Raw genomic sequence first — 25,348 nt, 5'->3', positions numbered from 1 at the left:
GCTCCCGACCATGGGAACGGCAAAAGCGCCGAACAGGCAAGCCTGCGGCGCTTTCAGCACCGCGATCCTCGAAGCGGCTCTCACCCCGAACCGGAGCAGGGCGCAAAGCGGTATAGCCGCAGCGCCGGATTATTTTGTACATACAATAATGTTGAGCGCTCAGCAATTTGTGGGCACAATCTACCCCATGAGCACCCCGCGCCTGACATGGGATGAAGCCAAGCGAGCGAAGAATCTCGCCAAGCATGGCCTCGACTTTGCCGATGCGGCGTGGGTGCTCGAAAGCGATTTCCGGCTGGACATTACCATCACCCGCAATGGCGAGGAGCGTGTCCAGTCCATCGCCTATGCCTTCGAGCGGCTGCGCGTGCTGACGCTCGTTCACATCCCCGGCGAGGAAGCGGCGCGCATCATCAGCTTTCGCGCCGCCAGCGCCGAAGAGAGGAGGGCTTACCATGACTGGCTCGCGCAAGAAGACTCGTGAAGATGTGCTGGCAGCCGCTGGAGAGCCGCCGCCGGGGGGCGATTTCGTCTGGGACGGCGAGGACGAGGACGAGCGCCCGGCGACCGAGGCTGAATTGCAGGTGGGCATCGCGGCGGCCCGGAAGCGCGGCCGGGGGCCGCAGAAGGCGCCGACAAAGGAACGCATCAGCCTGCGGGTCTCAACCGCCGTGCTGTCGCATTTCAGGGCCGGTGGTCCCGGCTGGCAAAGCCGGATCAACGCCGCGCTGGAAAAGCTGGTCGAGGATGAGTCATGACCGGGGAAGAGACCTGGAGCCGTTACGACACCGCCGACTACCTTGAAACCGAAGAGGACATCGCGGCTTACCTCGAAGCCTGCGTGGAAGAAGGGGACCCCACGCTGATCGCGGCCGCCCTCGGCACCATCGCCCGCGCCCGCAATATGGCGCAGCTTGACCGAGACATGGGCGTAACCCCGGACAAACTCTAAGCGCTCTCAATCGGCCTGGGCCAGTTCGCCCGCGATTAGGCGGCGGCGCAATTCCTCGGTGAAACTGGTGCCCTGGCCGACATTGGCCATGGTCTGCGCGAGGTTCCTGGTGGCGATCGCCCCCGGATCGCCCGATCCGGTCAGCATGGCGAAGGCGTCGTGGCTCTTCGACTGGGCCATGGCCGGGCCCCAGGCCGCGGCCAATTGCTTCAGCCCCTCGGTCTCGCCGGCCAGCGCCCGGGCGACCGCAAGGCGCAGCACCAGGGCTTCCGACGGGCCGTCGGGGGCGCCGCCGGCGGGGGGCTTCACGTCGGCCAGCAGCCTGGCCAGCGCCGCCGCCGCCGCCGGCCAGTCCCGCGCTTCCCAGGTGATTTCGGCGGCGAGAACGGCGGCGTCCTGGCCGGGATCGGCGGCCAGCAGGGTCTTCGCCTCGGCGGCCCGGCCCTGGTCGGCCAGCGCCCTTGCCCGCAGCAGGCGGCGCAGCCGCGCCGTTCCTTCCGGCAGGACCGGCTGTTCCGAACCGTCGAGGACGGCCAGCGCCCGGTCCGGCTCGTGGTCCAGCAGATGCAGCAGGGCGAGACGGGCCGCGACCCGGGATTTGGCGATACCCTGAAGCCGGTTGTTCACCTGATGCGCCAGCAGCGTCTTCGCCTGGTCCAGCAGGTCGACCTGGACCAGGCGGTCGGACAGGCGGCGGATCATGTCGTCGCCCTCGGGGCCGAGCGGCGTCAGGTCGCGATAGTCGAAATAGAGCGAAACCGCCTGCACCGGCGGCAGGGCATCGGCGGCACCGCCCAGGAACAGGCGGCGGAAGGCGGTGTTCTGGGTTTCCTGCAGGGCGGCATAACCGGGATCGCGCGGGAACAGCTTCATCGCCAGGCGCAGCGTGTCGAGACCGTCGCGCCAGCGCCCCTCGGCCAGTTGCAGGTCGGCGAGGCGGCGCAACACCGCCAGTTCCTTGTCGTCGCCGCGCCAGGCATAGCGCAGGCGGTCGAGCCGGGCGATGGCCTCGGCCCGGCCGAGGCTGCCGTCGGCAAGGCCGAGTTCGATCAGGCCCAGTTCGGCATCGACCCGGGCGATGCGCTCGCCCGAGGCCAGCGCCGCCTCGAAGGCCGCACGCGCGGCCACCGCATCCGACCGGCGCACCGCCACCCGGCCCTCAAGGGCGAGCGCCCGGGCCTTGCCGGCCGCCGTCTCCGCCCGGGCGGCCAGGGCCGCGGCGGCCTCGCCGGCGGCGCGGACGTCGTCGGCGGCCAGGGCCGCCTCGCCCACCGCGCTCAGCAGCCGCTCGGCGATCCGGGGCGGGTAATGGTCGATGGCGCCGAGCGAGCCGGCGAACGCCTTATGCGCCTCCGCTTTGCGGCCGGTGGCGGCCAGGGCATAGCCGCGCCAGAGCGCCGCATCCGGCGCGAATTCGAGTGCCGGCAGCGACAGATCGGCCAAAGCCTTGTCGTGCCATTCCTGCATGGCATAGGCCGCCCCGCGCAGCAGGCGGAACGAAGGCACCTGGGCGATATCGGGCTCGCGCTCCTCGATCAGGCGGGCGACGCCGATCGCCTCGGCCGCGTAACCGTTGGCGAGCAGGAAACGGGCAAGGGCCAGGCGGCGGTCGGTCTTTTCCGCCGCCGGCGCAAGTGCGGCTTCCCGTTCCAGGCGGCTCCGCAGTTCGGCGACCGGACCCGGCCGGTTCCAGGCCCCGACATCGAGATCGCTTTCCGCCCGCTGGCCCAGGCCGCGGGCCGCGGCCTGGGGCCGCAGGGCGACATCGGACAGGGTAAGCCCGGTCCCGGCCCGGCCGATCGCGACGTCGTCGCCCTCGACCGCCGCCGTCAGGTCGTCGGCGAGCGGCGCGAAGGCGAGCCCCTGGGCGCTGGCCAGCAATTCGAGATCCGGCAGGCGGCCGCCGACGGCGATGCCGTTGCCGCCCGCGGCGACGGGCACGGCCAGGATCGTATCGCCGATTTCGGGATCGGTCAGGGTCAGGGGCCGTGTCGCCCCCGGCGCCCGCACCACGAGGCGCATGCGCCCCCCCGCATCGGCCCGCGGGCTCGCCACCAGCGGCGTCGCCGGGGGCCGGGCCTCGGGCCCGAACAGGAAATGCCAGTCGTTCCCCTCGGCGAAGACCTGGGGCGGCAGGCGCCGCCCGGTCAGGCGGAAGCCGCTACCGCCGGGGACCGCCAGGGGTTCCACCTTGCCGAGGTCGGCCAGCGCATTGACCAGGGCCGGCGCGGGACCGCCGCCCGGGCCGTCGAACACGAACCAGAGCGCATCGCCCCGCCCGAAGACCGCCGCCCCCACCGGCGCCGGAAACGACATGACCACCTCCGGCCCGCCCAGCCCTTGGCGCAGCGTGACCGCCGCCGGCCCCGCATCGGCCGCCGCGACCGGCGGGTGGGCCGGAACGCCATGCCCCGCATCGGGCATCGCCGCTTCAGGACCCGGAACCGCAGGCTTCGCCGGGACGGGCTTCGCAGGCGCGGGCGCCGCAGCGTCAGGGGCCGGAACCACGGGTTTTCCCGCCTCAGGCTTCGCCGGAACCGGCTTCGCAGGGACGACCGCCGCAGCGTCAGGAGCCGGAACCGCGGGTTTCGCCGCCTCAGGCTTCGCAGGGACGGCCGCCGCAGCGTCAGGGGCCGGAACCGCGGGTTTCGCCGCTTCCGGCGTCGCCGGGGCCGGTTTCCCCGGTGCGGTCGCCGCTTCGGGGGCCGGGGCCGCGGGTTTCGCCGGGGCTGCCGCGGTTTCGGGGGCGGCTTGCGCCGGTTTCGCCGGCTCGGGCTTTCCGGCCCCGGGCGTTGCCGGGGCGGGATTCGCCGGTTCCGCGGCCGGGCGAAGGTCCAGGACCAGCTTGTCCTGATAGCGTTCGGGTTTCAGGTTCACCGGCTGCTTCAGGGTGACGGTCAGGCTCAAACCGTCCGGACTGAGGCTGGCGCCCGCCGCGAGCCGGCCGAGGCGGCGCAGCGCGGTGGCGGCGTCGAGCCTGACCGGGGCCGAGAATGTAATGGTCAAGATCTCGCCGCCGAGGCTGGCCTGCCCGTCGATGCCGGGCGCGAGATCGAAGACGAGGCGGCCGTAATCACCATGATCCCAGCCGCGCACGCCGACCGCCGCCGGCTCGGCCCGGGCGTCCCCGCCGAGACCGAGGGCGAGCACCAGGGCAAGTGCGGCCAGCACGGGCGCAGTCAACACCGGCGCAGTCAGGGTCGGCGCACGGCCCCGCCCGGCGGGCGCGAGGAAACGATGGCGGGACATCGGGCGTTCGGCCTCAGATCGACGCGAACAGCCGATCGATGTCGTCCTGGGTCGCGGCCGACGCCGGCAGTTGCGGGCCGTTGAGCAGATGGCCATCGCCGCCGTCCGGGACCGGCGCGGCTTCGGCCGGGGCCGGCGGCGGCGGCACGGCGCCCGGGGCGCGGCCGCCGACCTCGACCAGGCGGCTGAGGCGTTCCTCGATCACGCGCAGCGTCTCGGTCACCTTGTTGATGCGCTGGCCGGTGATGTCCTGGAAATTCGAAGCTTCGTAGATCCTGGTGGCGATGGTGCGGATATCGTCCGCGTTGGCGGAGCCGAAAGTATCGGCCAGGGCCTCCAGTTCCTCGGCGATGTCGAGGAAGACGCCGGTCGCCTGTTCCGTGGCATCGACCACCGAGCGCAACTGGTCGTTGGCCTGGGGGATTTTCTCGCCGGTCAGTTCGGCCGGGCGCAGGGCGGCGATTTCCGCCTGGGTCTGGTGGATATAGGCGAGCAGGCTTTCCAGCTCGTCGGCGACCGCGGGGACGGATGCGGGGATAAGGACGGAAGCAGAGGCAGGCCCCGGGACGGGAACGGCGGCCGGCCCGCCCTCGAGACTGTCGAGCAGGCTGGCGACGATGCGGCCGATCTCGGCGACCGGAACGCGCCCGCCGGTCTCGGCGGCGATGGCGGCGAGGCGGTCGGCGAAGCGCCGGTCGTTGAAGGTGCGGGTCGTGTTACTCATCAAGGGTTCACCTTTGCCTGCCCATGCTCTATCGCCTTCATTTCAGGCATCTTCGGACGGCGAACCGGCTCCACTTCGCCTGAAGATGCCCTAGCCGCCGCTGCCCGCTGCCGCCGGCGCCGATTCGCTGCCCCGGCGGCGGGCCAGGGCGACGGTCAGCGCCTTGGCCGCCTCGGGGTCCATGGCCGCCAGCACGGGGGCGATCTTCGCCTCCTTCATGCGGCCGGCGACCTCGATCAGGACCGGGAAATCCAGGGTATTGAAGATATTGGCGGCATCCGCCGGCTTCATCGTCTCGTAGACCTTGACCAGGCGGGCGATCTGGGCCTCGTCCTCGGCGCTGCGGCTGGCGGTCGCCGCGGCGAGGCGCGCCTCCGCCTCCTTGATCTCGGCGAGTTTCTTGTCGATCCGGGCTTCGGCCGCGGCCATCAGGGCTTCGCGGCTGTCGAGTTCGCGGGCCCTTGTATCGAGTTCGGCCCGGCGCTTGGCCAGATTCTGCAGGACGTCGATCTCGCCCGGGGTCAGCTTGTCCGGATCGAAGGCGGGGGTCGGGGTCGCCGCAGGTGCCGCAGCCGCCGGAACAGGCGCAGGGGCCGGCGCGGGCGCCGGGGCCGCCGGCTCCGCCGCGCGGGCGCTGTTGGCCGCGGGCAGATAGCGCGTGACCGCGACCGCCATCTCGGGCAGGCGCAGCGCCAGCACGGCCAGGGCCACCCCGGCCACCACCGGCAGCAGGGCGACGCGGCGGACGGGCTTGGCGGCCGCGCTCATCGGATATCCTTCAGGGCGCGCAGGATGGCGGGATCGGCGGCCGGCCGGCCCGGATCGGCCGGCTTCGGCGCGGGCGAGCCGGCCCGGGCCAGACGGTCCGCCAGATTGTCGGCCGAGGCGACGAGCAGCGACAATTCGTCGGTCGCCTTGCGTGCCGTCTCCACCTGGTGGCCGAGGCGGGCGCTCGAGGCCTCCGCCGCCATGCGCAATTCGATGATGCCGGCCTGGGCGCGGCGGGTCGCCTCGTTCAGGCCTTCGACCAGCAGGCGCAATTCGTCGTGGCCGCCGCGCAGGCCCTGGAGCTTGCGGTGCAGGCGCACGGCCAGCACGATGGTGGCGATCAGGAGCCCGCCGAGCAGCAAGTCCATGGCCAGACCGATGGCACCCATCACCCCTTGCCCCCCCCGCGCTTCGGCTTCATCAGGGATTCCTCGACCTTGACCGCGACCATGGCGCCGATCCGCCCCATGCGGCCGCGCAGCATGGGCGTGCCGCCGCACTTCAGTTCGATCGGCGAATCGGGCGCGCAATTCAACATGATGGTCTGCCCGACCTTGAAATTCATGACTTCGCCGAGGTTCATCACCTGTTCGTCGAGAACGGCGTCGACCTGCACCTCGGTCGACCACAATTCGGTCGCGAGATGGCTTTCCCAGATGGTGTCGCGGCCGAATTTCTCGCCCATGAACATCTGGAGCAGAAGCTCGCGCACCGGCTCGATGGTGGCATAGGGCAGCACCAGTTCGATGCGCCCGCCGCGATCCTCCATGTCGACGCGGAGCTTGACCAGGATCGCCGCATTGGGATCGCGGGCGATGGTGGCGAAGCGCGGGTTCACCTCCAGCCGGTCGAAATGGAAATCGACCGGGGTCAACGGCTCGAAGGCGGTCTTCATGTCCTTGAGGACGACCATCACCATGCGCTCGACCAGGTTGCGCTCGATCGTCGTATAGGGCCGGCCCTCGATGCGCATCGGCGTCGTGCCCTTGCGCCCGCCGAGCAGCACGTCGACGATCGAATAGATCAGGTTGGATTCGACCGTCAGGAGACCGTAATTGTCCCATTCCTCGGCCCGGAACACGGCCAGGATCGCCGGCAGCGGGATCGAGTTCAGATATTCGCCGAAGCGGATCGAAGTGATGTTGTCCAGCGTCACCTCGACATTGTCCGAGGTGAAATTGCGCATCGAGGTGGAGAGCAGCCGCACCAGCCGGTCGAAGACGATTTCGAGCATGGGCAGCCGGCCATAGGAGACCAGCGAGGAATTGATGATCGAGCGGATGCCGGTCTGGGCATTGGCGCCGGCATCGACCGCATCGAAGCCGAGCAGGCTGTCGATCTCGTCCTGGCTCAGCGCCCGGCCGGACTGGCCGGCCAGGGCCGCATCCTCGGGCAGGCCGGCGTCGTCGGCATCCGCCGCCGCGGCCCCCTCGCCCGCTTCGTCGGGCTCGTCGCCGCCGGCCATGGCGGCCCATTCCGCGGCCAGCGCGTCCTCGTCCACCGGCGTGCCGGCCTGGTCCTGCTCGCCCGCCATCACTGCACCAGCATTTCCTTGAACAGGACGTCGTCGATCCGGGCCGGGGCCATCAACTGGTTGGACCGGGCGAGCAATTCCTCCTTGAGGCGCATCAGCCCGGCCGAGCCTTCGAGATCCTCGATCCGCAATTCGCGGAGATAGATCTGGAAACTGTCGATGATCCGGGGCTGCACCTTCTGGAGCACCGGCGTCATCAGGGGATCGGTATATTGCAGCGCCAGCTTGATCTTCAGATAGGCGGCGCGGGTGCCGGTGGTGTGCAGGTTCACCAGCATGTCCGGCAGGTCGTAGAAGACGGGATCGGCCGCGGCCGCCGCGCCGTGCTCGCCCGGCTTGCCCTCGCCCGGCTTCACCTCGCCGTGGGCGGCCTCGCCGCCATGGCCGTCCGCCGCCTCCTCGGTCTTGCCGAGCAGGGGATCGAGCAGGCCGGCGACATAGGCCCCGCCGCCGCCCAGCAGCAGCAGGGCGACCGGCAGCAGGATGAAGAGCAGCTTGCGGCCTTTCTTCTTCTTGCCCTCGCCGCCCTCCGCCCCGTCGCCGGGGGCAAGGCCGGAAACCAGGGAATCGAGGTCCTGCTGGGATGCCGCATTGCTGGCCATGGCGCCGCCCGATTCCCTTCTTCATCGCGATCCGACGTTCATTTACGCCGATCTTCGTTAACAAGCGGTTTTCGCGCTGCCGCCACCCGGCAGCTTCTGCCGGGCAGAAGCGTCCGCCCGGCATCGCCGCCGCCCCGCCATCTTTCCCGATAAATCAAGCATTTTCAAATGGTTAGAGCTTGGCACGGGGCATGCACAGCAATTTGTCGAAATCGGCCGCCGCGCCAGAACGGTTGTCCGGGCGGTCTTAAGGAGACGGGTGAGATGGAAAACGCGCTTTACGTCGGTCTGTCGCAGCAGATGGTGCTGGAACGCCAGATGGACATGGTCGCCAACAACATCGCCAACCTGAACACCACCGCCTACCGGGCCCAGCGCCCGGTGTTCCAGGAATATGTGATGGAGGCCGGGCCGCGGAAGCCGGTCTCCTTCGTGCTCGATTTCGGCATCGCCCGCGACACCAGGGCAGGCGTGCTGACCCCGACCGGCAATCCCTTCGACATCGCCCTGAACGGCGAGGGCTTCCTGTCGGTGCAGACGCCGGACGGCGTCCGCTACACGCGGAACGGCCATTTCACCATGGATGCGGACGGTCGCCTCGTCACCCGCGAGGGCTATGCCCTGCTCGACGACGGCGGCGCCGAGATCACGGTGAACGACACCACCCTGGGCACCCCGGTGATCAGCGCCGACGGCACCATCGCCCAGGGCGATACCCAGATCGGCCGGGTCGGCATGGTCGCCTTCGACAACCAGCAGGCGTTGCGCGCCGTCGGCGACAGCCTGTTCGAGGCCGGCGACGGCGCCGCCGCCCAGCCCGCCCCGGAAACCACCCGGCTGGTCCAGGGCATGCTGGAAGGCTCCAACGTGCAGCCGGTGGTCGAGATGACCCGGATGATCGAGCTGCAACGCCGCTACCAGACCATGCAGAACCTCTTGACCAGCGACAACGAGCTTCAGCGCACCGCCATCCAGCGCCTGGGCAAGCTGTCCCAGGCCTGAGCCGAAGGAGATTGAATGATGCGCAGCCTTTCCATCGGCGCGACCGGCATGCTGGCCCAGCAGCTCAACGTCGAAGTGATCTCGAACAACCTCGCCAACATGTCGACGACCGGCTTCAAGCGCCAGCGCGCCGAGTTCCAGGACCTGCTGTACGAGAACCTGAAGCGCATGGGCACCACCTCGTCCGATGCCGGCACGGTGATCCCGAGCGGCATCCAGCTCGGCACCGGCGTCAAGACCGGCTCGGTCTACCGCATCATGGGCCAGGGCAACATGAACATGACCGAGAATACCTATGATCTCGGCATCCAGGGCGAAGGCTATTTCCGCATCCAACTGCCGAGCGGCGACGAAGCCTATACGCGGGCCGGCGCCCTGCAACTGAACGGCAACGGCGAACTGGTCACCCAGGACGGCTATGCGGTGCAGCCCGGCATCGTCATCCCGGCCAATGCGGTCGAGGTTTCGATCTCCGCCTCGGGCGAGGTCGCGGTGACCCTGACCGGCCAGGTGGCGCCCCAAGTGGTCGGCCAGCTCGACCTTGCCACCTTCATCAATCCGGCCGGCCTCGAGGCGACGGGCAACAACCTGTTCCTGGAAACGCCGGCCTCGGGCACGCCGACCGTGGGCATTCCGGGCAGCGCCGGCTTCGGCACCCTGCTTCAGGGCTATGTCGAAGTCTCCAACGTGAACCCGGTGCAGGAGATCACCAACCTGATCTCGGCCCAGCGCGCCTATGAACTCAACTCCAAGGTGATCACGGCATCGGACGAGATGCTGCAGACGATCACTCAATTGCGCTGAGGAGACGGGACCATGATCCGCATTGCCGCCGGCATCCTGCTGTTCATCCTGGCCTATGGCCTCGCCATCCCGGTGAAGGCCGAGGAAGCGACCACCATCCCCGTGCTGCTGCGCGACCTCGGCCCCGGCGAGGTGATCGGCCCCGACGACCTGACCGAGGTGACGGTGACCGGCCGCATTGCCGGCAATGTCTTCACCGAGATGGACGAGATGATCGGCCTCGCCGCGCGGAAGACGCTCCGCGCCGGCCGCGCCGTCGCCCGCAGCGAGGTGCGCCAGCCCCTGCTGGTCACCAAGGGCAGCCTCGTCACCATCCGCGTCTCCATGCCCGGCATCGAACTGGCGACCACCGCCAAGGCGATGGAACAGGGCGCCCTGGGCGAGGTGATCAAGGTGATGAACCTCGCCTCGCTGCGCATCGTGCAGGCCGTGATCACCGGGCCGGGCATGGCCGAAGTGCCGGTCTCGCCCCAGCCGGTCGTCCTTTCGGCCGCCAATCCCGACATGTAATCCCGAAACCGAACCGCCAGAAGGCCACCGCCATGTTCGAGAAGATCGCCCCCTCCCGCTTTGCCCGCCTCCTCCTCGTGATCGCCGCCGCCGGCTCGCTCGGCGCCTGTTCGGGCATGGCGGAACGGCTCGACCGGGTCGGCCGCGCCCCGGACCTGACCCCGATCGCCAACCCGACCGCGGCGCCCGGCTATACGCCGGTCAGCCTGCCCATGCCGAACGACCCCGGCGCCGGCGCGTCCGCCTCGTCCAGCCTGTGGCAGCAGGGTTCGCGCGCCTTCTTCAAGGACAACCGGGCCGCCCGCGTCGGCGACATCCTGACCGTCGCGATCGACATCACCGACCAGGCGGACGTGAAGAACCAGACCGGGCGCACCCGGGATTCGACCGAGAACCTCGGCCTCGGCGGCCTCTTCGGCCTCGAGACCAGCGTCGTCGGCCAGGCCCTGCCCGCGGGCTATGCCCCGGCGGCCGCGGTCGACCTCTCGTCCGGCACCGCGACCAGCGGCAACGGCACCATCAAGCGCTCGGAAGCGGTGAGGATGACGGTCGCCGCCGTCGTCACCCAGGTGCTGCCGAACGGCAACCTGGTGATCCAGGGCCGGCAGGAGGTGCGGGTGAACTACGAAGTGCGGGAATTGCTGATCGCCGGCATCGTCCGCCCCTCGGACATCACCGCCGCCAATACCATCCGGCACACCCAGATCGCCGAGGCGCGCATCTCCTACGGCGGCCGGGGCCAGATCTCGGACGTGCAGCAGCCGCGCTACGGCCAGCAGGTCCTCGACGCCATCCTGCCCTTCTGAGGGCCGGCAACGGGAAACGGGCCGCGGGCGACCGCGGCCCAAGTCGTTCGGCAAAGGGATCGAAAGGACGCATGCCGGCGGCGCGAGGAGCGGCCTCGCCGGGCAGAGACGACGATCGCATTCGTAATTTCCACGTCCGTCGACTAGACTTCGTCGTCAACCCTTGGCGCAGGATCGCAAGATGCGGCTGACCGACTTCGAGATTGAAGCCATCAAGGCATGCACGCGACAGCATTTTGGAGCGCATGCCATCGTCCGCCTGTTCGGGTCCCGCGTGGACGATACCCTGGCGGGGGGGGGATCTCGACCTTCACATCGAGGCGGAAACCCCAGACCTCGCCGCCCTGCGAAACGAACTCGCCTTTCGAAGCGATCTGAGGGAGATCCTGGGGGAGCAGAAAATCGACGTGATCCTTCGCCCCCCTGTCTACACGCCACGGGCAATCGATCGGATTGCTCTCCATACCGGAATTCGGTTGGCATGAACGAACGTGCCCCTCCTGCACCTGGAGGCCTCACGCTTGCCTGACGGCCCGGGTCGCGGCCGTCTCTTGCTCGTTCAGGGCGTCAGGGGCAGGGCGTTCGGGTTGGACACGAACAGCGGCTGGGCCTTGCGGAATTCCGCCGGATCATAGACCGACAGCGCGTTGAACTCCTTCGAATAGAAGCAGAACAGCCGGGCTTCCAGGCAGATGGCGGCGACCGCATCCTGCCGCGCGACGGCGGTCCGGGGCGGGTTGACCGTCCGTTCGAAGGCGGGCGAGGCCGCGAGGGTCGAACTCGCATAGATATTGATGCCGGCGGGGCCGGTCACGGCTTCCAGCGCCCGCAAGGCCGGCTTGCCGGCGCCGGCCGCGGCCGCCATGCCCGACAGGTCGTCGCCGAACAGGCCCGGCTCTTCGCCGAACCCCGCGCCCTCGGCCGGCACCGAGACCGCCTTCGGCGCCGGGGCCGGCAAAACAGGGGGGCCGCCGGCGGCGACGACCGGATTGTCCCGGATTCCGGCCAGCGCTTCGGCCGAACCCTCTTCCGCCTCCGCTTCCTCGGCGAGGTCGGCGGCTTCAACCAGGACGGGGGCTGTATCGACCGATGCGGGTTCAACCACCCTGGCGGCAAGAAGCTCGCGCTCGACCGGCATTGCCGCCCAATCCTCGCCCGCGGGCAGTTCGGCGCAGGCGCCCAGCCCCAACAGCACCATGAGAATCAAGGATTTCTTCATCGCGAGCCCCAAGTTCGCGCGACCCACTACCGGATAACCGGACATCGAAATATCACTTACATTGTCGAAATGCCGTCACATATACCCAATGTGACCGAATTAGATTCCAATTCGATTTTTTATTCACCGGTTTATGGTAAACGAATGCCCCGCCGGGACAGGCGGGGACTTTCTCCGGCCGAAAACGCCTGGACTCTGCAACTGGAAAGCGGCGGCCTGTCGCCCAAAATGGGCAAAAGCCCCGGAAGCCCCGGGTAATTGCTTTTGACGCGAGTCAAATTCGCTGCCGAAGAGGGGCATTTTCCCCGGGGGGTGGCGGCCGCCCGACGGCGGCCGCGTCACGCGTCAATCGTCGCGATAAGTCTTTTCGCGCCGCTCGTGCCGTTCCTGCGCCTCGATCGACAGGGTGGCAATCGGCCTTGCGTCGAGACGGCGCAGGCTGATCGGATCCCCCGTTTCCTCGCAATAGCCGTATTCGCCGTCTTCGATCCGGCGAAGGGCGGCGTCGATCTTGCCGATCAGCTTGCGCTGACGGTCGCGGGTGCGCAGTTCAAGGGCCCGTTCGGATTCGGCCGACGCCCGATCCGCCAGATCGGGTTCGGCGACCGTGTCCTCCTGCAGGTGCAGCAGCGTTTCCTGGCTTTCGCGCAGGATCTCGTCCCGCCAGGCCAGCAGCTTGCGCCGGAAATACTCACGCTGGCGCGGGTTCATGAACTCTTCGTCTTCGCTCGGGCGATAGTCCGGCGGCAACTCCACTCCCATGCCATCCCTCATGCTCGATACATCCGCCCCTGGACATCTGCTTTTGGGCGCGCGGAGTATAGCAGCGCCGCCCCCTGGTTCAAGCCTTGCCTGTCCCAGGGAAACCCAGGATTTTCAATATCTTAGCCCGGGCGGCCGCTCAATAGCCCAGCTTCGCGAGTTCGACCTCGGCCCGAAGCTCGATATCGGCGAGGACGGCGGCGAGTCGCGGATCGGTGAATTGCTCCTGCCGGCTGCGCACCAGGGCGAGCATGTCCTCCAGCCGGTCGCGGGAGACATGGCCGAGCAGGAGGCCGAGGCGCAATTCCTCCAGCCGGTCGAGAAGGTCGTTGCCGCGCCTTGCCGCGCGCTTGCGCTCGCCGTCGGCATCGACTTCCTGAAGGGCGAAAAGGGCCGAGATCCCGCCGAGCGGGCCGACGCCGGCGGGCGCCGCCGCGGCCTCCGCCTCGCCGGTGCCGCCGAGGGAGAAGCTGCCATCGCCGGACCGCGCGCCGCGACGGGCGCCGGTCGGGCCGGGTCCGCCGATTCTGCCGCTGCCGTCGATCTTCATGCTGCCGCCATCACCCGTGACTTCACCCTGCCATCCTGCACCGGCTGGCTTAACAAGTCTTAAAGAAATGCGTCGGGCCCGGCAGGCCCGGCCCCGGCAAGATCTGCCGGGCCGGCAGGCCCTGCCGCCCGGACAAAATCATAAGCCATTGATTTTAATTGGATAAAGATTGGCATGGGTTTCGCAGCGGTGGTCACGGGCGGAGAAGCCGCCGCCATGCCGAGGTCGAAGCCATGTTGAAATCCGCGATCGTCGCCCTTGCCCTCGGGCTTGCCCTGGTCCTTCCCGCCGGGGCAGCCGGGGCCGCCGAATCCCGGATCAAGGATATCGCCAGCGTGCAGGGCGTGCGCGACAACATGCTGGTCGGCTATGGCCTCGTGGTCGGTCTCGACGGTTCGGGGGATTCGCTTCGGAATGCGCCCTTCACCAAGCAGAGCCTGGAGGCGATGCTGGAACGCCTGGGCGTCAATACCCGCGACACCGACCTGAAGACGAAGAATGTCGCCGCCGTGATGGTGACGGCGGAACTGCCGCCCTTCGGCCGCGCCGGCAGCCGGCTGGACGTCAATGTCTCGACCCTCGGCGATGCCAAGAGCCTGCTGGGCGGCACCCTGCTGGTCACCCCCCTGCTGGGCGCCGACGGCGAGGTCTATGCGGTCGCCCAGGGGCAGGTCTCGGTCTCGGGCTTCAAGGCCCAGGGGGCGGCGACCACGGTCACCAAGGGGGTGCCGACCTCGGGCCGGATCGCCAACGGCGCGGTGGTCGAACGCGAGGTCGCCTATGCCTTCGGGACGGAGCCGGCGCTGCGCCTCGCGCTGCGCAACCCGGACTTCACCACCGCGCGCCGCGTCGCCCAGGCGATCAACGGCCAGGTCCGCGGCGCCGCCCGCGCCCTCGACCCGTCGACCGTCGAGATCCAGGTCCCGCCGCAGTTCCGGGGCGACATCGTCAGCTTCATCACCCAGATCGAGCAATTGCGCGTCACCCCGGACCAGCGCGCCCGCATCGTCATCGACGAGGCCTCGGGCACCATCGTCATCGGCGCCGATGTCCGGGTCTCCACCGTCGCCATCGCCCAGGGCAACCTGACCGTGCGCATCACCGAAACGCCCCAGGTCTCGCAGCCCGCGCCCTTCTCGGGCGGGCAGACCACGGTGGTGCCGCGCACCGACGTCCAGGTCAGCGAGGGCCAGGAACAGCGGGTGGTGGTGATGAATTCGGGCGTCAGCCTGCAGGACCTGGTCAACGGCCTGAACGGCCTCGGCCTCGGGCCGCGCGACCTGATCTCGATCCTGCAGGCGATCAAGGCCGCCGGCGCCCTTCAGGCCGATCTCGAGGTGATGTGATGACCGCCGCGACCGAAGCCCCCCGCTACGCCTGGCCGGCCCAGAAGCCGCTGCCCGCCCTGTCGCCCCGCCTGAAGGAACAGGCGCAGGATTTCGAGGCGATGGTGGTGTCGCAGATGCTGGCGCCCATGTTCGAAGGCCTGAAGACCGACGGCCCCTTCGGCGGCGGCGCCGGGGAATCCGCCTTCCGCGGCTTCCTGATCCAGGAATACGGCAAGGCGATCGCCGCCCGCGGCGGCATCGGCCTGTCCGACATGCTCATCCGCTCCCTGCTGGTTTCCGAGGAGACGCCCCATGGACAATAGCGCCCGCCCCCTGCCCGCCCGCGACATCGAAGCCATGGCCGACCTCTCGGACCGGCTCGCCGATGCCATCGAGGCGGAATGCGCCGTCCTCGCCGACCGCCAGCTGACCCGCCTGCAACCCTTGATCGAGGCCAAGATCCAGGTGGTAAAAGCCTATGAACTGCATCTCGCCCAGATCGGCGGCCCGGCCCGGGTCGCCGGCGACGCCGAGGCCCGCGCCCGCCTGAAGGGGCCGACCCGGCGCCTGCGCGAGGCGCTGGCCCTGCATACGGTCCAGATCGCCGCCGCCCGTACCGTCGCCGACCGGCTGGTGCGCAGCATCGCCGACACGGTGGCGGCCCAGGCCCGCCCGGTCATCGGCTATGGCCCCCGCGCCGCGCTGCGCACCGCCAGCGCCGCCCCCGCCGCCATGGCGATCCACGCCAGCATCTGACCGGCCGCCGGGCTCGGTCCGACACCTCTTTTCGGCGATCGCCCCGGCCCTGCGGCCGGGGCATTGTTTTGAGATCAGGCAATTACTGCCCGGTATATTTTGCCCATTAGGCAATTTATGCCTAGTTAATACGGCAATTTTTACCCATCCAAGGCCAGAATCCTCCCAAAAATCCCGATAGTTTCCGCCATTTTGGGCACATGCGGCGGTTTGGCATGATCGGTGCAAGGGAACGACCGCGACCCAGAAGGGCGCAAAGACATCGGATCCAGAAGGACCTAGATCATGGCTGACATCAAGCTGACCGCGACCTCGCGCGCCAACCTCCTCTCGCTGAATCAGACCACCGACCTCGCCAACCGCACCCAGAGCCGTCTCTCGACCGGCCTGAAGGTCGGCAGCGCGATCGACGATGCGACCGCCTATTTCGCGTCGAAGAGCCTCAGCGACCGTTCCTCGGACTTCGCCACCCGCAAGGGCGAGATCGACCAGGGCATTTCCTCGCTGAAGACCGCCCTGAGCGCCACCGAATCCGCCGACAAGATCCTGAAGCAGCTCAAGGGTGTCGCGATCTCGGCCAAGACCGCCGATACCGCCACCAAGGCCGACCTGACCAAGCAGTTCTCGGATCTGCTGGGCCAGCTCAACAGCCTGCTGGGCGACGCTTCCTATCAGGGCACGAACCTGATCAACAACGACGGCGACCAGAAGCTGACCGTCCGCTTCTCGGAAGTCACGACGGCCGAACTGACGGTCGATGCCCGCGACCTCCGCGCCGGCGCCCTGATCACCGCCGGCGGCGGTGCGAGCGCCACCGGCAGCGAGATCCTGTCCGCCCTGCTCGCGGCCGCGAACTCGGCCGGCGCCCAGGCGGCCGGCTTCTCGGCGATCGCGGCCTCGCGCCTGATCACCACCATCGACAGCATCACCGCTGCGGTCGATACGGCGGTGTCGGCCGTCCGCGCCACGGCGTCGAACCTCGGTTCGAACATCACCCTGCTGCAGACCCGTTCGGACTTCTCGAAGAACTACATCAACGCGCTGACCGAAGGTTCGGACAAGCTGACCCTCGCCGACCTGAACGAGGAAGGCGCCAACCTCGTCGCCCTGCAGACCCGCCAGCAGCTGGCCCTGAAGGCCCTGTCCTTCGCCGGCCAGAGCGAGCAGAGCGTGCTGTCGCTGTTCAACTAAGCCCGACGCACGAGCAGATCTTCAGGGGGCGGCCTTCGGGCCGCCCCTTTCGTTTTGCCGGAAGCCTTTACCTCGAATTAAGGAAGCACGGCACATCCTTCGGGTGTTCGCAGCGACGGAGTCCCCCGCGTGCCCCTGAAGATCACGCTTGCGCCTGAAGAGAAGATCATCGTCAACGGCGCCGTGCTGGCCAATGCCGGCCACCCCGCGACCCTGACCGTGCTCAACCAGGCTCAGATCCTGCGTGGCAAGGACATCCTCACCGAGGCGGAAGCCACTTCCCCGGCCACCCGCATCTATTTCGTCCTGCAGTGTCTTTACCTGTTCCCCGACCGCGCCGAGGATTACCGCCGGGCGGCCGAAGGCTTCCTGGCCGATTACGCCGCCGCCGCCCCCAGCGGCACGGCCATCGTCGCCACCATCGTCGAGCAGCTGACCGCCGGCCACATCTATCAGGCGCTGCGGGCGGCGCGCAAACTTCTGGCGCACGAGAAGGAGATTCTCGCCCATGTATCCGACCCAGCGTAGACCGGCCTACAGCAAGGCCCCGCCCGAAGGCGACCCGCGCCGCACCGAGGGCTGGGCCCTGACCGAGGCTGCGCGCCGTCTGGCCGAAGCCCAGCGCAGCCCCGAGAACAATGCCGCCTTCCTCGACGCGGTGCGTCGCAACTGGCGCCTGTGGACCATCTTCCAGGCCGGCGTGATGGCGCCGGATTCGCCGCTGCCGACCGAATTGCGCGCCAATGTCCTGTCCCTGTCCAATTTCATCGACCGCCACACCGTCGGCATCCTGGCCGATCCGCTGCCCGAGAAGCTGGATATCCTGATCCGCATCAACCGCGAGATCGCCGCCGGCCTGCTGACCGCGCCCCCGGGCACGACGCCCCCCGCCCCGACCCCGTCGCAAGCCCCGCCGTCGGGCCGGATCAATCATTCCGCATGACCGCAACGACGCTGACCTCATCCGCACCGGCCGCCGTCCCGGCCGGCGACCTGGCCTTCGCCCCCCTGCTGCGCCGCGCGGCCGCCCTGGCCGACGCCGGCGACCGGGACGGCCTGATCGCCCTGGCCGAGACGCGGCTGGCGGCCGAGCCGGGCGATACCGCGGCCCTGGTCGCCATGGCCTATGCCGCCTTCGCCGCCGACCAGATCGTGCTGTGCCTCGACGCCCTGCAGCAGGCCCATGAACATGCCCCGGACAGCGCCCTGATCGCCGACAGCCTGGCCATTCTCTACGCCCTGGCCGGCGAAGTGCCGGAAGCGACCTTCTACGCCAAGCTGGCGGTCGCCAACGGCTTCACCCCGGCGATCCCCGGGCTGCGCCCCGCGGCCTGGCCCGATTTCCCCGCCGCCTTCGCCGCCGTCGACGAACATCCCTTCCTGATGCGCGGCCTGACCGCCCTCGGCAACGGCGAGACCGCCATGGCGCTGCGCCTTCTCGACGCCCAGGCCGCCTTCAGCCCGAACCACGGCGAGACCCAGCGCGCCCTGGCCGATGCCCTGCTGGCGGCCGGAAAGCCGCGCGCCGCCGCCGACATCCTGTCGCGCTTCGCCGCCAACGGCACCGCCGACGCCTGGGATATGGCCCGCCTTGCCCGCTGCCTCACCGCCATCGGCGATTTCGAGACCGCCCGCAGCATCCTGGCCGAAGCGCGGGACGACGGCGACCCCGCCGCCGCCGCCGAAATCGCCGCCGCCGGGCTCTTCGCCATCGCCCTGTCGCCCGAGGGGGCGCGCCTGCCGCCCCAGCCGAGCCTGCCCGCCCGGCCCCTGGTCGCGGCCGCGACCGCCCCCCTGCCCGACCAGCCGCGCATCGGCATCCTGGCGACCGCCCTCGACGGCGAGCGGGACAGCGAAGCGGTCGCCCTGCTTGCCGCCGGCCTGCAACAGCAGGGGGCGGAAGTCGTCGTCTTCGGCGCCGGCACCCTGGCCGCACCGCACAACCGCCTGTTCCGCGGCCGCGTCCGCACCCTGATCGATGCCGCCGGTTTCGACGGCGAGACCCTGGCCCATACGGTCAAGGGCGAGGCGCTGGACCTGCTGGTCGATGCCGGCGGCGTGCTCGCCCCCCTGCATCTGGCCACCCTTGCCCGCCACCCGGCGCCGCGCGTCGCCGGGTGGCTGAACCTGCCCTTCGCCGCCGGGATCGGCGGCCTGGACCGCAGCCTGGGCGCCGCCCCGCCGGCGGCCGGCCTGATCGTCCGCGAGGGCCGCGCGCCGCAGGTCGCGGTCACCAACGAGACGCCGCTGATCGGCGCCGATCTCTGGCCCGGCCAGTTGCACGAGGATTTCCTGGCCGCCGTTGCCGCCATCCTGGCCGCCGTGCCGGATGCCCGCCTGCTGCTGCGCGACCGGGAAATGAGCCATCCCGACACGGTCGCCGGCCTGATCGAACGCTGCACGCGGCACGGTTTCGTCGATCGCATCGAGATCGTCGACGGCGACGACCTCAGTTTCGCCGCCGGCCTCGACCTGCTGCTGGCGCCCTTTGCCGCCCTCGGCGGCCATGATGTCGTCAATGCCGCGGCGGTGGCGACGCCTTCCGTCGCCCTGGCCGGGCGCGCCCCCTGGCGACGCCAGGGCGCGCTGGCGCTGAGCGCCCTCGGCCTTGATGCCCGGATCGCCGAAACGCCGGAAGATTACGTCGCGAGCGCGGTCGCCCTGCTGTCCGACCGGGCCGCCGCCCGCGCCGCGACCGCCGCCGCCGCCGCGGCCGCCCCGGCCTTCGACGCCGCCGCCTTCGCCGCCGCCTTCGTCGGGGCGTTCCGGTCATGAGCGCGCTGGTCGAGCGCTTCCCCGCCCTGGCCGGGATCGCCGCCACCCACAGCAAGGTGGTCCGCGATGCCGACGGCCGGGCGCTCGACCTCGACCTCGGCGCCGGCCGGCTCTACAACGGCGACGGCCGCGAGATCGCCGGCGAACAGGTCGCCCGCTTCAACGAGCGGCCCCTGCAATTCTTCACCGCCGATCTTTCCAGCACCAATATCGGCAGCCCGGTCTCGGCGCGCATGCGCGCTCACCTGATCGAGGCCCTGGGCGGGCTCGGGATCGCGACCCTGAACAGCAAGCCCGACTACGAGGGGACCTTCCTGGTCGTGCTCGGAATCGGCCTCGGCCACCACCTGAAGCCGCTGTTCGAGACGACCAAGGCGCGCCATGTCCTGCTGTGCGAACCCATGGCCGAATTCATCGCCCATGCCCGCGACGAACAGGACTGGGACGAGATCCTGGCCATCGCCGATGCGCGCGGCATCAGCGTCCGCTTCAGCATCGGCGCCACGCCCTCGGACCTGCTGCGCGACATCCGCGCCCTGATCGCCCTGGTGGGCGAGCCGTTCATCGACGGCGCCTATGTCTTCATGCATTACCCGTCCTGGGTCCTGATCGAGGCGCGGGACCAGATGCAGGCCATCGTCGACCAGATCTTCCTGTCGAAGGGGTTCTTCGAGGATGAACTGCTGATGATGACCAATGCGGTCGGCAACATGCAGCGTTACGACTTCCATCTCGCCGACAGCAAGCCCAAGCTGGCGCGCAAGGAGACCGCGATCATCACCGGCTCCGGCCCCTCGATCGACGGCACGATGGACGACCTCAAGCGCCTCGCCGCCGACGGCGCGGTGTTCAGCGCCGGCACCAGCCTGCGCATCTGCCTGCGGAACGGCATCCGCCCCGATTTCCACTGCGAGCTGGAAAACGGCCATATCACCTATGAGGTGCTGAAGCGCCTGCACGACGAGCATGGCCTGGCCGGCATCACCCTGATCGCCTCCTTCACCGTCGATCCCAAGGTCGCCGCCCTGTTCGACAAGGTGATCTTCTTCTTCCGCGACTCGGTCAGTTCCAGCCAGATGCTGGCGCCGCCGCGCCACGCCATGGTCGGCGTCGCCCCGACCTGCGTGAACACGGCGCTGCGGGTCGCCGCCAGCTTCGGCTTCACCGACTTCGTGCTCTTCGGCACCGATTGCGGCAGCAAGAACGAAGACCGCAAGCATTCGCAGGACACGATCTACAACGCCGAGGATTTCTTCCGCAACCACGACCGGCGGCAGGCCTACAACCATATCCTGCCGGGCAATTTCGGCGGCACCGTCTCGGCCAACTGGGTCTTCGCCCTTTGCGCCTCCATGATCGGCGACGTCGCCAGCGCCTTTCGCCTGAACGTGCTGAACACCGCCGACGGCGCCCGCCTGCGCGGCACCCAGCCGCGCGTCGCCGCCGCGATCCGCACCATCGGCAAGGTCGCCGACCGGGCCCGCCTGCAACAAGACATCGAGCGCCTGACCCGGCCCTATCGCGCCGGCGAATTCCTCGATTCCTGGAGCGGCAGCCGGCTGCGCGACGAGGCGGGCCTGTTCTTCGCCGACCTTATCGACATCGTCGATGCCGCCATCGCCGAGGGCGACGACCTGGTCGGCTTCTGGAACCGGCTCAGCCCCTTCCTCGGCGACCTCGCCGGCCGCTATGCCGAAACCCACAGCATCGCCATCGGCTCGATCCGCTCGCTGCCGAAAATCGGCATGTATTTCGCGCACCGCGTGACCGCGCCGGAAAAACGTGCCAAACTGGTGACAATATTCCTGCAGGAATACCGCGAGATCGTTCTCACCATGCGCGACGGCACCTTCGACCTGCTGTCGCATCTGGACGACCGGATCGAAGCGGCGCTTCCCGCAGCCCTTCCACCCGGCACCGTTGCGGGGATCGAGGCATGAGCTTTTATGTGGGCATGTCCGCCGCCGATCAGCGTCAGGCCGTCGCCGACGCGATGGACCGGACCTATCTGCTGATCAAGCAAGGCATGGCCACGCGCCAGGCCAAGGAATTGCAGCAGGTCACGCAGAAATACACCACCCAGTCCAAGCTGCCGGCGCTGCAACAGGATATCGACCGCCTGTCGACGCAGAAGACGACGGCGGACGACGCGGTCTTCGCCGTCAAGGGCGCCGCCACCGCGGCGCAGGAAGTCCTGCTGCGCCTGAACGAAGCCTTCGCCGCGGCCAAGACCGGCAATGCCTCCGCCTTCGACACGGCGCTGACCCGGATCAACATCATGATCGGCAGCCGGGGCGTCGACCTCGACAATCTGATCGGCAATACCGCCCCCGGCACCAGCGGCCAGGAAACCCGCTTCATCGATGCGGGCGCCACCCAGGTCTCGCTGTCGCTGCGCTCGCTCGGCACGCAATTCCTGCTGACCGAGCAGGGCACCGGCCAGCGGATGGAGACCAATTTCTACAACCAGACCCTGCGGGTGGGCGGGCGCGACGTCGCCTTGGCCGATCTCTCGCTGGTCTCGCGCAGCGACGACACGCTGACCTTCACCGACGGCACCGACAGCTGGACGGCGGATCTCGCCCGCGGCGGCCTGCCCGTGACTTCGGCCTGGACCTATGGCGGCCTGACCGGCGACGGCCAGACCCGTGCGGTCGACGATGTCGGGGCGGCGATCCGCCTGGTCACCAAGGCTTTCGCCGACCTCAGCAACGGCCAATTGCAGGCCGAACTCGGCACCTCGATCCTGCAAAGCCGGCTGAGCGCCTTGGGCGACGAGGCGACGGCGCTGAATGATTCGGAATCGGATGCGCTGGCGGCCGAAAAGAAGGCGATCAATACCCGCTACCAGATGGCGATGAGCAATCTCGCCTTTGCCGCCCAGGCCCAGCGCGAAGTGATCGGGGTGATGATCGCCGACGATCCGGTGAGTTCGTCGAAGAACCAGAGCGTCTTCGACATCATGGGCAGCGCCTTCACCAGTTCCTGACCCGGCCGACAGCGGCCGGGCCGAACCCTGATCCTCAGGCTTCCTTGCTGCTTTCGAGGATGCGTTCCGACATGTTGAAGTTGAGGGCGATCAGCTTGCTGATCACCTCGTCGTTCACCTCGGCCTTCAGGGATGCCGCCGCCTTGGCGGTGAAGGTCGCGGTACGGTTGACGAAATCGACGGTTTCCGCCGGCAGGCCGCTGGCCGCCGCCTCGCCGCTCAGCTTCAGCCAGAGGTCGGCATTGAGGGCGAGCGCCTTGTCCAGCGTCGCCAGCGCCGCACGTGCCTGATCCAGGAGCACCGCCTGCTGGAGGAAGGGGAAGGCTTTCTCTTCGGCGGGGTTGAGGGCTTCGGTTTCGCTCATGAGTCTCACCTTCTGAATCGGGCCATGGCAGTCTCGACCCACAACCTGAAGAACTGGTAAACGCCGCCCCCGCCCGCGTTCAATAGCCGCTGGCGGCGTGCGGCGTCTCCCCGTCCAGCGAGAGCAGCGGATCGTAGAGTTCCGGCCGCCGGTCGCGGAACACGCCCCAGGACCGGCGCAGATGGGCGACCGCATCGAGATCGAAACGCGCGGTCAGCACGTCCTCGGTCAGTCGGTCGGCCTCGGCGACCTTCTCGCCGGTCGGCCCGGCGATGAAGGAGGAGCCGTAGAAGGTGATGCTGGTGCCGCGCCGCCCCGGCTCGGTGCCGATGCGGTTCGAGGCGACGAGCGGGGTGAGATTGGCGCCGGCATGGCCCTGCATCACCCGCTGCCAATGCCCGGCGGAATCGAGGCCCGCGTCATGGGGTTCGGAGCCGATGGCGGTCGGATAGAACAGGATTTCGGCGCCGAGCAGGGCCATGGCCCGGGCACATTCCGGGAACCATTGGTCCCAGCAGATGCCGACGCCGATCCGGGCGAAGCGCGTGTCCCACACCCGGAACCCCGTATCCCCCGGCGAGAAATAGAATTTCTCGGTATAGCCCGGGCCGTCCGGAATATGGCTCTTGCGGTAGTTGCCGAGGACGCTGCCGTCCGCATCCGCGATGGCGATCGAATTGAAGAACGCCTGGCCCGCCCGCTCGAAATAGGAGATCGGCAGGACGACGCCCAGTTCGGCGGCCAGGGCTGCGAAATGGGCGATCAGCGGATTGTCGTCATAGGGTTTGGCCAGGTCGAAGAAATCGTGGATCTGGTCCTGGCAGAAATAGGGGGTCTGGAACAATTCCTGGATCAGGATGATCTGGGCCCCCTGCCCGGCCGCCCGGCGCACCAGCGCCTCGGCCCGGGCGATATTGTTCTCGATATCCCAGTCGCAGGCCATCTGCGTCGCCGCCACGGTAACGTTCCGCATGTCGCACTCCCGTCGTTGCGGCCGCAGTCTGCCCGATCAGCGCCGCGAGTTGAAGCGGCACAGCGTTTCACAAGGATGACCGTCGCCGTCCCGGTCCAGTTCCGGCCGGGGGCAGCGGGCGAAATAGGCTTCCGCCGCCTTGCAGGTGGTGAAATCCTTGCAGCGCCTGGCCTCCGCGCAGTCGAAGGCCGCCGCGGGCGAGGCCGCGAAAAAGGCAAGGACAAAGGGCAGGAACCGGCGCATGTCCCTATCCTAGTGGTTGAGCCGCGACGGATGGAACCCATCCGTTTCGATCGATCCACTGGCCGAGGCGGCTTGCCCGCCAAGGGGGGATGGCGGCAACATGGACGCGGTTTCAGGGAGACATTGATGGCCGACACGATTTCCTCCACCCCGCGCGCCGACGGCTTCCGCATGCCGGGAGAATTCGAGCCGCACCAGGGCTGCTGGATGGTGTGGCCGGAACGGCCCGACAATTGGCGCGACGGCGCCCGCCCGGCCCAGGCCGCCTTCGCCGCCGTCGCCGCCGCCATCGCCGAGGGCGAGCCGGTGACCGTGCTTGCCTCGGGCCGGCAGTTCGTGAACGCCCGGCGCCAATTGCCCCGCCACATCCGGGTGATCGAGGCGACCAGCAATGATTCCTGGTGCCGCGACATCGGCCCGAGCTTCGTCAGCGACGGCAAGGGCCGGCTGCGCGGCATCGACTGGGGCTTCAACGCCTGGGGCGGCCTCTATTACCCCCACGACCAGGACGAATTGATCGCCGCCAAGATCCTGGAGGTGGAACGGGTGCCGCGCTACCGCGCGCCCCTGGTCCTCGAGGGCGGCTCGATCCATGTCGACGGCGAGGGCACGGTGCTGACCACCGAGGAATGCCTGCTGAACCCGAACCGCAACCCGCACCTGTCGCGCGGCGAGATCGAGGGATATCTGAAGGATTACCTGAACGTCGAGACCGTGGTCTGGCTCGGCCCCGGCGTCCATCAGGACGAGACCGACGGCCATATCGACAATCTCGCCTGTTTCGTGAAGCCGGGCGTGATCGCCCTGACCTGGACCGACGATACGGCCGACCCGCAGCACGCGATCTCGAAGGATGCCTTCGAGCGCCTGAGCACGGCGAAGGATGCCCGCGGCCGCCCGTTCGAGGTGGTGAAACTGCCCTCGCCCGGCCCCCTGTTCGCCAGCGCGGACGAGGCCGCCGGCCTCGATTTCGGCGGTCTCGACGATGACGGCGCCCTGGTGCGCGGCGCCGGCCACCGGCTGGCCGGGTCCTATGTCAATTTCTATATCGGCAACGGCATCGTGGTCATGCCCCTGCTCGACCCCCGCACCGACGACGAGGCGCGCGAGATCGTCGCCCGCCTGTTCCCGGACCGCCGGGTCATCGCCGTGCCCGGGCGCGAGATCCTGCTCGGCGGCGGCAATATCCATTGCATCACCCAGCAGCAGCCGATCGGCCGCCCGGCCTGATATCGAGATTCCAAGGA

Annotated in this window: 29 protein-coding genes; 17 read left to right on the top strand and 12 right to left on the bottom strand. The window is 68.9% G+C overall.

Going from position 1 to position 25,348, the window contains the following annotated elements:
* Positions 1-187 precede the first annotated feature (187 nt).
* From DKG75_RS15205 to DKG75_RS15195, 3 genes are read left to right on the top strand one after another with little or no spacing between them, the layout of a single operon-like run.
* Positions 188-484 (top strand): BrnT family toxin, encoded by a 297-nt coding sequence (locus tag DKG75_RS15205; protein WP_109922320.1) that lies wholly within the window; start codon positions 188-190, stop codon positions 482-484.
* The gene (locus DKG75_RS15200; RefSeq protein WP_109921980.1) at positions 456-758 is read left to right on the top strand and encodes a BrnA antitoxin family protein; all 303 of its coding nucleotides are present in this window, start codon (positions 456-458) and stop codon (positions 756-758) included. The genes DKG75_RS15205 and DKG75_RS15200 overlap by 29 nt, the downstream gene beginning before the upstream one ends.
* Positions 755-952, top strand: coding sequence for an addiction module antidote protein (locus DKG75_RS15195; protein WP_109921979.1), 198 nt, complete (start codon positions 755-757; stop codon positions 950-952). The genes DKG75_RS15200 and DKG75_RS15195 overlap by 4 nt, the downstream gene beginning before the upstream one ends.
* Before the next feature lie 6 nt (positions 953-958).
* Here DKG75_RS15195 and DKG75_RS23040 read toward each other — a convergent pair whose 3' ends face one another.
* The 6 genes from DKG75_RS23040 to DKG75_RS15165 all read right to left on the bottom strand — a co-directional run bounded on the left by DKG75_RS23040 (position 959) and on the right by DKG75_RS15165 (position 7,829).
* The gene (locus tag DKG75_RS23040; RefSeq protein WP_109921978.1) at positions 959-4,201 is read right to left on the bottom strand and encodes a hypothetical protein; all 3,243 of its coding nucleotides are present in this window, start codon (positions 4,199-4,201) and stop codon (positions 959-961) included.
* A gap of 13 nt (positions 4,202-4,214) precedes the next feature.
* Entirely contained in the window at positions 4,215-4,925 is a 711-nt protein-coding gene (locus tag DKG75_RS15185; RefSeq protein WP_109921977.1) for a protein phosphatase CheZ, read from the bottom strand.
* A gap of 90 nt (positions 4,926-5,015) precedes the next feature.
* Positions 5,016-5,693 carry a MotE family protein gene (locus DKG75_RS23035; RefSeq protein WP_166646507.1) on the bottom strand — a complete coding sequence of 226 codons (678 nt, stop codon included), beginning with the start codon at positions 5,691-5,693 and terminating at the stop codon, positions 5,016-5,018.
* Positions 5,690-6,082, bottom strand: coding sequence for a DUF6468 domain-containing protein (locus tag DKG75_RS15175; protein WP_109921975.1), 393 nt, complete (start codon positions 6,080-6,082; stop codon positions 5,690-5,692). The genes DKG75_RS23035 and DKG75_RS15175 overlap by 4 nt, the downstream gene beginning before the upstream one ends.
* Positions 6,082-7,227, bottom strand: coding sequence for a flagellar motor switch protein FliM (fliM, locus tag DKG75_RS15170; protein WP_109921974.1), 1,146 nt, complete (start codon positions 7,225-7,227; stop codon positions 6,082-6,084). Before fliM ends, DKG75_RS15175 begins: the two co-directional genes overlap by 1 nt.
* On the bottom strand, positions 7,227-7,829 hold the full coding sequence (locus DKG75_RS15165) for a flagellar basal body-associated FliL family protein (RefSeq protein ID WP_109921973.1): 603 nt from the start codon (positions 7,827-7,829) through the stop codon (positions 7,227-7,229). The genes fliM and DKG75_RS15165 overlap by 1 nt, the downstream gene beginning before the upstream one ends.
* A 264-nt stretch (positions 7,830-8,093) precedes the next feature.
* Between DKG75_RS15165 and flgF the strand changes: the two genes are divergently transcribed.
* Genes flgF through flgH form a run of 4 tightly spaced genes read left to right on the top strand, consistent with a single transcriptional unit; the run spans position 8,094 to position 10,951 of the window.
* The gene (flgF, locus tag DKG75_RS15160; protein WP_109921972.1) at positions 8,094-8,831 is read left to right on the top strand and encodes a flagellar basal-body rod protein FlgF; all 738 of its coding nucleotides are present in this window, start codon (positions 8,094-8,096) and stop codon (positions 8,829-8,831) included.
* An 18-nt stretch (positions 8,832-8,849) separates the two neighbouring features.
* Positions 8,850-9,635 (top strand): flagellar basal-body rod protein FlgG, encoded by a 786-nt coding sequence (gene flgG, locus DKG75_RS15155; RefSeq protein ID WP_109922319.1) that lies wholly within the window; start codon positions 8,850-8,852, stop codon positions 9,633-9,635.
* Between the two features lie 12 nt (positions 9,636-9,647).
* Positions 9,648-10,145 (top strand): flagellar basal body P-ring formation chaperone FlgA, encoded by a 498-nt coding sequence (gene flgA, locus DKG75_RS15150; RefSeq protein ID WP_109921971.1) that lies wholly within the window; start codon positions 9,648-9,650, stop codon positions 10,143-10,145.
* Positions 10,146-10,177: 32 nt separating this feature from the next.
* Positions 10,178-10,951 carry a flagellar basal body L-ring protein FlgH gene (flgH, locus tag DKG75_RS15145; protein ID WP_109921970.1) on the top strand — a complete coding sequence of 258 codons (774 nt, stop codon included), beginning with the start codon at positions 10,178-10,180 and terminating at the stop codon, positions 10,949-10,951.
* A 559-nt stretch (positions 10,952-11,510) separates the two neighbouring features.
* Here the strand turns inward: flgH and DKG75_RS15135 are convergent.
* From DKG75_RS15135 to DKG75_RS15125, 3 genes are all read right to left on the bottom strand, one after another.
* Positions 11,511-12,170 carry a hypothetical protein gene (locus tag DKG75_RS15135; RefSeq protein WP_109921969.1) on the bottom strand — a complete coding sequence of 220 codons (660 nt, stop codon included), beginning with the start codon at positions 12,168-12,170 and terminating at the stop codon, positions 11,511-11,513.
* Between the two features lie 345 nt (positions 12,171-12,515).
* Positions 12,516-12,932 carry an RNA polymerase-binding protein DksA gene (dksA, locus tag DKG75_RS15130; protein WP_109921968.1) on the bottom strand — a complete coding sequence of 139 codons (417 nt, stop codon included), beginning with the start codon at positions 12,930-12,932 and terminating at the stop codon, positions 12,516-12,518.
* Positions 12,933-13,071: 139 nt separating this feature from the next.
* Entirely contained in the window at positions 13,072-13,482 is a 411-nt protein-coding gene (locus DKG75_RS15125) for a flagellar assembly protein FliX (protein WP_109921967.1), read from the bottom strand.
* Positions 13,483-13,715: 233 nt separating this feature from the next.
* Here DKG75_RS15125 and DKG75_RS15120 point away from each other — a divergent pair, with 233 nt between their 5' ends.
* The 9 genes from DKG75_RS15120 (at position 13,716) to DKG75_RS15080 (ending at position 22,521) form a co-directional block, all read left to right on the top strand.
* Positions 13,716-14,828: a flagellar basal body P-ring protein FlgI gene (locus DKG75_RS15120; protein ID WP_109921966.1), complete on the top strand. Its 1,113-nt coding sequence runs from the start codon at positions 13,716-13,718 to the stop codon at positions 14,826-14,828.
* Positions 14,828-15,133 carry a rod-binding protein gene (locus tag DKG75_RS15115; RefSeq protein ID WP_109921965.1) on the top strand — a complete coding sequence of 102 codons (306 nt, stop codon included), beginning with the start codon at positions 14,828-14,830 and terminating at the stop codon, positions 15,131-15,133. Before DKG75_RS15120 ends, DKG75_RS15115 begins: the two co-directional genes overlap by 1 nt.
* Positions 15,123-15,566, top strand: a complete 444-nt coding sequence (locus DKG75_RS15110; protein ID WP_109921964.1) for a hypothetical protein — start codon at positions 15,123-15,125, stop codon at positions 15,564-15,566. Before DKG75_RS15115 ends, DKG75_RS15110 begins: the two co-directional genes overlap by 11 nt.
* A 285-nt stretch (positions 15,567-15,851) precedes the next feature.
* A complete protein-coding gene (locus DKG75_RS15105; protein ID WP_109921963.1) occupies positions 15,852-16,757 on the top strand; it encodes a flagellin N-terminal helical domain-containing protein in 906 nt (301 codons plus the stop codon).
* A 129-nt stretch (positions 16,758-16,886) separates the two neighbouring features.
* The gene (locus tag DKG75_RS15100) at positions 16,887-17,285 is read left to right on the top strand and encodes a flagellar biosynthesis repressor FlbT (RefSeq protein WP_109921962.1); all 399 of its coding nucleotides are present in this window, start codon (positions 16,887-16,889) and stop codon (positions 17,283-17,285) included.
* Positions 17,266-17,700, top strand: coding sequence for a flagellar biosynthesis regulator FlaF (gene flaF, locus DKG75_RS15095; RefSeq protein WP_109921961.1), 435 nt, complete (start codon positions 17,266-17,268; stop codon positions 17,698-17,700). The genes DKG75_RS15100 and flaF overlap by 20 nt, the downstream gene beginning before the upstream one ends.
* Positions 17,697-19,532: a tetratricopeptide repeat protein gene (locus DKG75_RS15090; RefSeq protein WP_109921960.1), complete on the top strand. Its 1,836-nt coding sequence runs from the start codon at positions 17,697-17,699 to the stop codon at positions 19,530-19,532. Before flaF ends, DKG75_RS15090 begins: the two co-directional genes overlap by 4 nt.
* Positions 19,529-21,472 (top strand): motility associated factor glycosyltransferase family protein, encoded by a 1,944-nt coding sequence (locus DKG75_RS15085; RefSeq protein WP_109921959.1) that lies wholly within the window; start codon positions 19,529-19,531, stop codon positions 21,470-21,472. The genes DKG75_RS15090 and DKG75_RS15085 overlap by 4 nt, the downstream gene beginning before the upstream one ends.
* The gene (locus DKG75_RS15080) at positions 21,469-22,521 is read left to right on the top strand and encodes a hypothetical protein (RefSeq protein WP_109921958.1); all 1,053 of its coding nucleotides are present in this window, start codon (positions 21,469-21,471) and stop codon (positions 22,519-22,521) included. The genes DKG75_RS15085 and DKG75_RS15080 overlap by 4 nt, the downstream gene beginning before the upstream one ends.
* Before the next feature lie 34 nt (positions 22,522-22,555).
* Here the strand turns inward: DKG75_RS15080 and DKG75_RS15075 are convergent, their stop codons facing one another.
* The 3 genes from DKG75_RS15075 to DKG75_RS15065 form a co-directional block, all read right to left on the bottom strand.
* Positions 22,556-22,885: a hypothetical protein gene (locus tag DKG75_RS15075; RefSeq protein WP_109921957.1), complete on the bottom strand. Its 330-nt coding sequence runs from the start codon at positions 22,883-22,885 to the stop codon at positions 22,556-22,558.
* A 79-nt stretch (positions 22,886-22,964) separates the two neighbouring features.
* Positions 22,965-23,858 (bottom strand): N-carbamoylputrescine amidase, encoded by an 894-nt coding sequence (gene aguB / locus DKG75_RS15070; RefSeq protein WP_109921956.1) that lies wholly within the window; start codon positions 23,856-23,858, stop codon positions 22,965-22,967.
* A gap of 36 nt (positions 23,859-23,894) precedes the next feature.
* Positions 23,895-24,101, bottom strand: coding sequence for an excalibur calcium-binding domain-containing protein (locus DKG75_RS15065; protein ID WP_109921955.1), 207 nt, complete (start codon positions 24,099-24,101; stop codon positions 23,895-23,897).
* Positions 24,102-24,227: 126 nt separating this feature from the next.
* On the opposite strand from DKG75_RS15065, the gene aguA reads away from it, so the two are divergent.
* Positions 24,228-25,331: an agmatine deiminase gene (aguA, locus tag DKG75_RS15060; RefSeq protein ID WP_109921954.1), complete on the top strand. Its 1,104-nt coding sequence runs from the start codon at positions 24,228-24,230 to the stop codon at positions 25,329-25,331.
* Positions 25,332-25,348: the final 17 nt, after the last annotated feature.

The organism is Zavarzinia compransoris (genome assembly GCF_003173055.1).
In the GTDB taxonomy this organism is placed as follows: Bacteria; Pseudomonadota; Alphaproteobacteria; order Zavarziniales; family Zavarziniaceae; genus Zavarzinia; species Zavarzinia compransoris.
Note: the sequence above shows the minus strand (reverse complement) of the source record. Positions and strands in the feature narration are given on the sequence as shown.

Excerpts from the sequence above, each read along its gene's own strand:
- DKG75_RS15205 (WP_109922320.1), top strand. The coding sequence starts at position 188 with ATGAGCACCCCGCGCCTGACATGGGATGAAGCCAAGCGAGCGAAGAAT.
- DKG75_RS15200 (WP_109921980.1), top strand. The coding sequence starts at position 456 with ATGACTGGCTCGCGCAAGAAGACTCGTGAAGATGTGCTGGCAGCCGCT.
- DKG75_RS15195 (WP_109921979.1), top strand. The coding sequence starts at position 755 with ATGACCGGGGAAGAGACCTGGAGCCGTTACGACACCGCCGACTACCTT.
- DKG75_RS23040 (WP_109921978.1), bottom strand. The coding sequence starts at position 4,201 with ATGTCCCGCCATCGTTTCCTCGCGCCCGCCGGGCGGGGCCGTGCGCCG.
- DKG75_RS15185 (WP_109921977.1), bottom strand. The coding sequence starts at position 4,925 with ATGAGTAACACGACCCGCACCTTCAACGACCGGCGCTTCGCCGACCGC.
- DKG75_RS23035 (WP_166646507.1), bottom strand. The coding sequence starts at position 5,693 with ATGAGCGCGGCCGCCAAGCCCGTCCGCCGCGTCGCCCTGCTGCCGGTG.
- DKG75_RS15175 (WP_109921975.1), bottom strand. The coding sequence starts at position 6,082 with ATGGGTGCCATCGGTCTGGCCATGGACTTGCTGCTCGGCGGGCTCCTG.
- fliM (WP_109921974.1), bottom strand. The coding sequence starts at position 7,227 with ATGGCGGGCGAGCAGGACCAGGCCGGCACGCCGGTGGACGAGGACGCG.
- DKG75_RS15165 (WP_109921973.1), bottom strand. The coding sequence starts at position 7,829 with ATGGCCAGCAATGCGGCATCCCAGCAGGACCTCGATTCCCTGGTTTCC.
- flgF (WP_109921972.1), top strand. The coding sequence starts at position 8,094 with ATGGAAAACGCGCTTTACGTCGGTCTGTCGCAGCAGATGGTGCTGGAA.
- flgG (WP_109922319.1), top strand. The coding sequence starts at position 8,850 with ATGCGCAGCCTTTCCATCGGCGCGACCGGCATGCTGGCCCAGCAGCTC.
- flgA (WP_109921971.1), top strand. The coding sequence starts at position 9,648 with ATGATCCGCATTGCCGCCGGCATCCTGCTGTTCATCCTGGCCTATGGC.
- flgH (WP_109921970.1), top strand. The coding sequence starts at position 10,178 with ATGTTCGAGAAGATCGCCCCCTCCCGCTTTGCCCGCCTCCTCCTCGTG.
- DKG75_RS15135 (WP_109921969.1), bottom strand. The coding sequence starts at position 12,170 with ATGAAGAAATCCTTGATTCTCATGGTGCTGTTGGGGCTGGGCGCCTGC.
- dksA (WP_109921968.1), bottom strand. The coding sequence starts at position 12,932 with ATGGGAGTGGAGTTGCCGCCGGACTATCGCCCGAGCGAAGACGAAGAG.
- DKG75_RS15125 (WP_109921967.1), bottom strand. The coding sequence starts at position 13,482 with ATGAAGATCGACGGCAGCGGCAGAATCGGCGGACCCGGCCCGACCGGC.
- DKG75_RS15120 (WP_109921966.1), top strand. The coding sequence starts at position 13,716 with ATGTTGAAATCCGCGATCGTCGCCCTTGCCCTCGGGCTTGCCCTGGTC.
- DKG75_RS15115 (WP_109921965.1), top strand. The coding sequence starts at position 14,828 with ATGACCGCCGCGACCGAAGCCCCCCGCTACGCCTGGCCGGCCCAGAAG.
- DKG75_RS15110 (WP_109921964.1), top strand. The coding sequence starts at position 15,123 with ATGGACAATAGCGCCCGCCCCCTGCCCGCCCGCGACATCGAAGCCATG.
- DKG75_RS15105 (WP_109921963.1), top strand. The coding sequence starts at position 15,852 with ATGGCTGACATCAAGCTGACCGCGACCTCGCGCGCCAACCTCCTCTCG.
- flaF (WP_109921961.1), top strand. The coding sequence starts at position 17,266 with ATGTATCCGACCCAGCGTAGACCGGCCTACAGCAAGGCCCCGCCCGAA.
- DKG75_RS15090 (WP_109921960.1), top strand. The coding sequence starts at position 17,697 with ATGACCGCAACGACGCTGACCTCATCCGCACCGGCCGCCGTCCCGGCC.
- DKG75_RS15085 (WP_109921959.1), top strand. The coding sequence starts at position 19,529 with ATGAGCGCGCTGGTCGAGCGCTTCCCCGCCCTGGCCGGGATCGCCGCC.
- DKG75_RS15080 (WP_109921958.1), top strand. The coding sequence starts at position 21,469 with ATGAGCTTTTATGTGGGCATGTCCGCCGCCGATCAGCGTCAGGCCGTC.
- DKG75_RS15075 (WP_109921957.1), bottom strand. The coding sequence starts at position 22,885 with ATGAGCGAAACCGAAGCCCTCAACCCCGCCGAAGAGAAAGCCTTCCCC.
- aguB (WP_109921956.1), bottom strand. The coding sequence starts at position 23,858 with ATGCGGAACGTTACCGTGGCGGCGACGCAGATGGCCTGCGACTGGGAT.
- DKG75_RS15065 (WP_109921955.1), bottom strand. The coding sequence starts at position 24,101 with ATGCGCCGGTTCCTGCCCTTTGTCCTTGCCTTTTTCGCGGCCTCGCCC.
- aguA (WP_109921954.1), top strand. The coding sequence starts at position 24,228 with ATGGCCGACACGATTTCCTCCACCCCGCGCGCCGACGGCTTCCGCATG.